The following is a 6,448-nucleotide window of genomic DNA, read 5'->3' as shown; positions in this document are numbered from 1 at the left end:
TCGTCAAGGTGGTCAATGCCGATTCGAAACTGGACGGCGGCGCTCAATCGCTTTATGATTATGTTCGATGACCGTATCAGCAGACATTTAATCTAAATCGCAGTTACACAGAATTCGGGATGGTCTCTGATTATGACTGAATACGCTTTGTTTTATGTTTGGGATGCAAGTTTGGGTGATGGTGATGAGTATCTACCAGACTCATATGATAGCGCTGGTGTATTACTACCGCAGCTTCTAGAGGTAGAAGTCAGCGCTCATAGCGAAAACATATTCGAGTTTGCCACTGAGCTACAGCAACTGGCTCATGAAGGTGATTTGTCATTTGAGCTTTCATTAGCATTTGGGGCAACGGACGCTCATGTGCAGCTACAGAATACTTTTGCTGTCTCTCTGCCGCTGCCAGATAGTCATATGCAAGAAGCTGCTAGAGTAATTGCACCATTGGCAAAGAAACATGGGTTGGTGTTTTATTATTTGCTAGGGTTAGTTTCTTTGCCTGACGGGAAAATTTTCACTTCTACATGATTGGTCTTACGTTTATTAAATCTACTTCCGATTCTTCCGCGTTTTTAATCGGCGCAAGCGCTTTTCTTCTTCGCGGGCTTTCTTTTTTTCTTCTGCCGCTAGACGTTGTTCGGCGACGATGATTTCTTCTGCTTCGATCATCGCTGGAGTTTCAAGGGTAATACGTCCAAGCTTGCCACTACGCAGCTCATTGATCAAAATCTCAGACATGCGGTAGGTATCAACGACTCCGCCTTTTTTGATAAATCCTCGGTTACGCCCTGCCATTTCAAAAAACTCCCAATCGGTCTTGGGCAACTCGTCAATTTTATAGCGAGTTTTTAGCAGCTCAGGATAAGCGCTCAACAAATACTCAGCGGTATAGCTGGCGACATCGGCGAAGTCAAACGCGGTATCGCGAATACCGCCGGTCGCCGCCAAGCGATAGCCAGAGTTTTCGTTTTCGACCTTTGGCCAGAGCATACCAGGGGTGTCATAGAGCATGATGTCATCATCGAGTTTGATCAGCTGCTGCGACTTGGTCACCGCAGGCTCGTCGCCAGTTTTGGCTACTGCACGCCCTGCTAAGGTATTGATCAAAGTCGATTTGCCAACGTTTGGAATGCCCATGATCATGGCTTTGATCTGGCGACCGGTGCCAACTTTATTGGGCACCATTTTTTTGCATAGAGCGATGATGCGCTTGACGTCATCGGCTTTGTTATTGTCACACGCGATGGCTTTGACGTCCGCTTGCTGCTCAAGGTGCGCCATCCATGCTTGGGTCAGATCAGGGTCGGCGAGATCGGCTTTGTTTAATATCTTGATAACGGGTTTTTCGCCGCGTAGTGCTGCGACCATGGGGTTTTCGCTACTATAAGGAATACGGGCGTCAATCACCTCGATGACCACATCCATCTGCGGCATGATTTCTTTGATTTCGTTACGGGCTTTGTTCATGTGCCCAGGGAACCACTGAATATTCGCTCTTTTATCCATCTGCTTTCATAACCTTTTATAAAAAATGCTAAAAATAAGACCATCAGTGTCTACTTTTTTATGATGCTCAGTTTACTACACAACCAGCGTCAGCACCCAATGTTATCCAGTCGCCTTGTTGCCACGTTACAATTTTATGTCAGGCTTCAGGCAGGCTGTCATGCAGATTTGTGCGTGTCTTTATGTTTGGCCCATCTATAGGCTCATCGATTGGGTTGAGAGTACGTCCTAGTCTACTAAGTCCTTGCACGCTGGTGGTAGCGGCGCTAAATAGCCAATGACCAAGATCAAGCTACCTGCACCAAGGAACGAAATCACCCGCCAAATCGCCTCGGTCTGTGACAAGTCAACCAAGACCAGTTTTAGCACCACCGCGCCCAGTAGCCCAATGCCCATAAACCATAGCGTGCGCTGTCTATAGCGGCTAGCGCTGATGGTCGCGACCAAGGCAATGAGCGTCCACAAAATCGTCAATCCCGTCTGTACTTGCTCGCTATTCCACGCGCCGCCAGTAACTCCATATACACTGCCAGTCCATAATGGCGTGCCGATAAAGGCATGCAGCGTCCTGACCAACATACTCGAGCCTATCCAAAGGCCAATCAGCGCTAAGACAATAAGTAGCATATCGTTTTTAGGAATGGCTTTTAATAGATTTCTCGAACCGCTACCACGTGGCTGACGGAGTAGATAAACGCCCAAGGCATAAAACACCACCAGCCATAACGTCAGATCGTATAAATTAAATAGCGGAAAATAAGGCAAGGCCCAAATCACCCCATCATAAGTAAAATTGGTAAACAGCGCCCAGCCTAAGGTGATAGGTACAAAGATTTTGGCGCTGTCTAACAGTGCTTGAGGCCAATCAAACCAAGCGAGCGGCAAGGCAGAGGTTGCTGCTTTTGAGTGCGTGTTTGACTGCTCATCATGATATTTAGCCATAGCATGACGCTGTGTCCACCATAACCCAGCCAACATAAAGGTAACTGGCACTAAAACAGTCATGACACCTTTTGAGTCAGGTAAGCCATAATGCATGGCTTCTGCTAAAACAATAATGCCCGCTCCAAGCCAGCTTGCGCTATCAAAACGTGTTAACTCAGCTGCTTTATGCCATGTCTTTAGCCATAACTGCCCAATGACCAACCCGCCTATCAGCAAAGTAATAAATATCGACCAATGAAAGGTCGACCATTGATAATCAAATGCATATCTTTGCGGTAATTGAAACAGTAGCGTGGCATACAATAACAGCAGTAAACCATGACAAAACTGCCGAATCTCCAACCAAGAACGATATTGATTGACGGCATAATAAAGGGCAAGGCTGGTTAACGCGGCCAGTCCTAGCAGCGCTGTCGTTGCGATGTGCCAGTTGGCAAGCCATTGATCAAGATCGATGACCAATACATACAGCAGCCAGACCACGGCGGTGAACGTCAAAAAACGGCTCAACCTCGGACTGCGCCACATCAGGTGAAACGCCATACTTTGGCTATTGATTGAAGCCAGCCACTGCTTGGTCGCGAGTTCACCGATGCCCAATGTGTTAGCGTATTTCACCAGCGTCTGATCGGCGTGACGCTGGCTGTTTGTGTCATCCATAGGGGCATTGCTGGCACGTAAGACAAACATGGCGGCGAGGTAGCTGAGCGCTGAAATCGTCAAGGCCAGTGTTGGATAATCTTTGATTGTAAAGACCACAGTTATCATCAGCATCGCGATACTCAGCAGCTGTAATCCTAGCCCAAATAGCACCGACCATGCGCGTAGCGAGCGCCGACCAAACCATACCAACGCCAGCCCTTGAACCGACCAGCCAAAGGCAACCCACTCAGCATCGAGAGCCAGCGGAATTACTAATGCCAAAAATCCAAATCCTAACGCCAGCATGCCTTCAGTGATTAAGGCATATCGTTGACTGCGCTGTACAAATATCCAGCCAATGCCCAAATAAATCACCGCTAAAACAGCACTGGTGAGGGTCAGCGCATGAGGAATAGCGTCTAACAACGCCGCAAATAAACCAAAGGCCAATATCGGTACGGAAAACAATAAACCCGTATCAATAGGGAAGACATAGGTGTTGTTTGCGCTGTTTTTTGTATGGTTGTTCGTACTGGCATCTGTGCTGGGGTTTGTACCGTAAATACTATCTACAGTCATCTGGGCGATATCTGTTTCATTTAATGTGTTATAAGCGATGATGTGCTGGGCGTAGCGGATGACGACAAACAAATATAGCAATACATGCAGCGTCACCAGCAATACCAATGTCCAGCGCTGCGCCTCAATGGTAGCGCTTAGATTGTTCGTCGCGTCCCAATAGTAGGCCAGTCCAAAGGTGACCAACACGCCGAGCAGATTGAGCATTTTCCAAGTACGGTAGTGAGCAATGACAGCAACGGTGACGTTTAACAGCAGATAATAGCTAAATAAGGCGACCAGACTGCCGGTGTCTTCACCGGTCAATACAGGCGCGAAAAACCCACCAGACAAGGCCAATAAAGCCAGCGGTAAGGCGTTTTGACGCACAGCGAGACCGATGGTGACAGCTGATAAAAGGCCAAGTCCAATAAAGCTCGGCACGCTTGCGAGCACCTGATAGACGCTATAAGAAAAAAAGACGGTCAAATAAGCCGTCGCTAGGCCCGTGCCCTGTAAGGTGATGCCATAAGCAAAGCGGTTTTTTGCCAATTGTATCCCCAACGCCGCCAGTCCCAATCCCATCAGGCCAATACCAATAAGCTTTATGGTAATCGGAATCTCGATATAATCGCTCAGTAAGCGCAGCAAAAGCACCACACCGATGAGTAAGACGATTACCCCGACACGCACGACCAAGTTACCGCCAAAAAACCAGCTTTTGATAGAATAAATCAGTGAGGTGACGATAGGTAAGGAGCGCTCATCAGGCTCTATGGTTGCAGTGGCTTGTCGATTTTCTGTCGATAGTGATGAAGCTGCGGGTAAAGGGGGTGTAGGTAGCTCGGATAAAGGCCGGTTTGCTGACTCTGGCAACTCTGGCCGCTCAGAAAGCACGAGTGGTTGTGACGTTGTCTGCTGATGCTCTGTATCTTGAGAGGATGGCTCAGAGTGCGCGTTGGATGCAGCGTCTATACTGTCTTTATATTGCTTGAGCTCAGCTTGTAGCGCTGCCATCTCACGGCGCAACTGCTGGATTTGGCTATGGATACTAATATATAGCACCGAAGCGATGATGAATAAAATGGTAAAAGCCAGCCAGCCCAGCGGATTCATTAACAAATATAGCATCCTCGTCACTCAATTTGCTTGATGATAAGGTGATAATGACGCGATTTGCGTCCGAGTACAAGAAGCATCATGTACCTAAAGCTGCTCAACTAAAAAAAGAGCCGCTTATAAATCGGCGGCTCTTTTTTCGGTTTATATAGGTTTTATAAAAGCCCTATGATAGTGGCCTTCTCATGATAGCCGTCTATGCTAAGTTACTTTTCATAAACTCAAGCATATTATCCCAGCTTTGCTTGGCGGCAGCTTCGTTGTAGCCGAGATCGACGTCGTTTTTGGCTGCGCGCTCATCGGCATGGGGGTTGGTAAAGCCGTGCTTGGCATTGTCATACACATCGATAGTGTAGTCGACATCGGCCGCATCCAGCTCAGATTTTAGACCCTCTATCGCCTCCATCGATACCATAGAGTCATCGCGGCCATGCGCGACCAAGACTTTGGCGGTAAAGTTTTTGTCCGCGGGCTGTTTTGCTGATGGGTTGCCGTGGAATGTTGCGACAGCTTTTAGTGGCATACCATCGCGCGCCATATCAAGCACGACTTTACCACCGAAACAGTAGCCAATCGCGCCTAAGTTGCTACCATCAACAGCCAACTGATCGCTAAAATCATTGAGGATAAGACGACAGCGATCCATCAGCATGTCTTGGTCCGCGAGTACTTGCTCCATCCACATGTTTGCCATCGCCGCATCGCTGGTCAATTTGCCTTCACCGTAGACGTCCATTGCCACCGCTGCATAGCCTGCTTTTGCTAGACGCTCGACCACAGATTTTGGATGATCGACCACGCCCCACCATTCTGGTGCGACCAAGATGCCAGCCGCTGGGTTTTCTTCCGATGCGTCTTCTGGTAGCGCCACATAGCTGATGAGCTCGACGCCGTTTTTGGTGGTGCTGATAAGTTCAAACGTCTTAATTGACATAGTGCTGTCCCTTTTTATGTTATGAATTTTATTTATAGTAAATCGTTTTTCTTACTTTTAGTACCTTAACGCCCATGCTTCGCAAAAACAGCTATAATACTGTAACGCTCTTTATCAAAATGCTACTGCACCTTTATGACACTCAATTTGCTCAACCAACTTGCCGACAGCCAACAATCACAAACTGCTGAACAGTCACCGACGCCGCAACCAGTGCCAAAGCCTGTTGTACCCGCCAATGCAAGCTTGTTTGCCGATAGCGATGGTGAGCTAGCGGCTACCTTGCGGCCGCAGTTTTGGTCGCGATTTGCCTTATCAGAGCTGACGCATCATGAGTGGGAAGCGTTGTGTGATGGCTGCGGTAGCTGCTGCCTGATCAAATATATCGATGATGATGACGCCGAAGCGGTGGTTGAGTATACCGATGTGACCTGTCAGCTGATGGACTGTGCGACGGGTCATTGTCAGCACTATGCCACGCGTCAAGAGTATGTGCCTGACTGTATTCAGCTCACGATGGAAAACCTGCCCAACATGATGTGGCTACCATCACACTGTGCCTATAAACGCTTGTATAAAGGGCAGGAGCTCCCAAGCTGGCATTTGTTATTGACTGGCGATGCGGCGCGCACCGAGCAGCAGATGCGCGCAGCCAATGTCGGGGTGGCAGGGCGCTGTGTGTCGGAGACTGGTATGTCTGATGAAGAAATGGAAACACGTGTGGTTAATTGGGTACAGCCGTAG

5 protein-coding genes are annotated in these 6,448 nt (G+C 48.3%); 2 read left to right on the top strand and 3 right to left on the bottom strand.

Translation table 11 applies throughout. From position 1 onward, the window contains the following. Positions 1 to 132: 132 nt before the first annotated feature. Positions 133 to 528 carry a hypothetical protein gene (locus JMX98_RS11585; protein ID WP_201586776.1) on the top strand — a complete coding sequence of 132 codons (396 nt, stop codon included), beginning with the start codon at positions 133 to 135 and terminating at the stop codon, positions 526 to 528. Between the two features lie 21 nt (positions 529 to 549). Here the strand turns inward: JMX98_RS11585 and ylqF are convergent, their stop codons facing one another. From ylqF to JMX98_RS11570, 3 genes are all read right to left on the bottom strand, one after another. Continuing rightward, positions 550 to 1,506: a ribosome biogenesis GTPase YlqF gene (gene ylqF / locus JMX98_RS11580; protein ID WP_201586775.1), complete on the bottom strand. Its 957-nt coding sequence runs from the start codon at positions 1,504 to 1,506 to the stop codon at positions 550 to 552. Positions 1,507 to 1,734: 228 nt separating this feature from the next. Further along, positions 1,735 to 4,782, bottom strand: coding sequence for a DUF2339 domain-containing protein (locus JMX98_RS11575; protein WP_201586774.1), 3,048 nt, complete (start codon positions 4,780 to 4,782; stop codon positions 1,735 to 1,737). 184 nt (positions 4,783 to 4,966) lie between these two features. Beyond that, complete coding sequence (locus JMX98_RS11570; protein ID WP_105244263.1) at positions 4,967 to 5,704, bottom strand: dienelactone hydrolase family protein; 738 nt, start codon at positions 5,702 to 5,704, stop codon at positions 4,967 to 4,969. Positions 5,705 to 5,950: 246 nt separating this feature from the next. On the opposite strand from JMX98_RS11570, the gene JMX98_RS11565 reads away from it, so the two are divergent. Then, positions 5,951 to 6,448: a YcgN family cysteine cluster protein gene (locus tag JMX98_RS11565; protein ID WP_227680157.1), complete on the top strand. Its 498-nt coding sequence runs from the start codon at positions 5,951 to 5,953 to the stop codon at positions 6,446 to 6,448.

This window comes from Psychrobacter sp. HII-4 (assembly GCF_904846595.1).
Taxonomy (GTDB): domain Bacteria; phylum Pseudomonadota; class Gammaproteobacteria; order Pseudomonadales; family Moraxellaceae; genus Psychrobacter; species Psychrobacter celer.
This window is presented reverse-complemented; position numbering and strand designations above follow the sequence as displayed.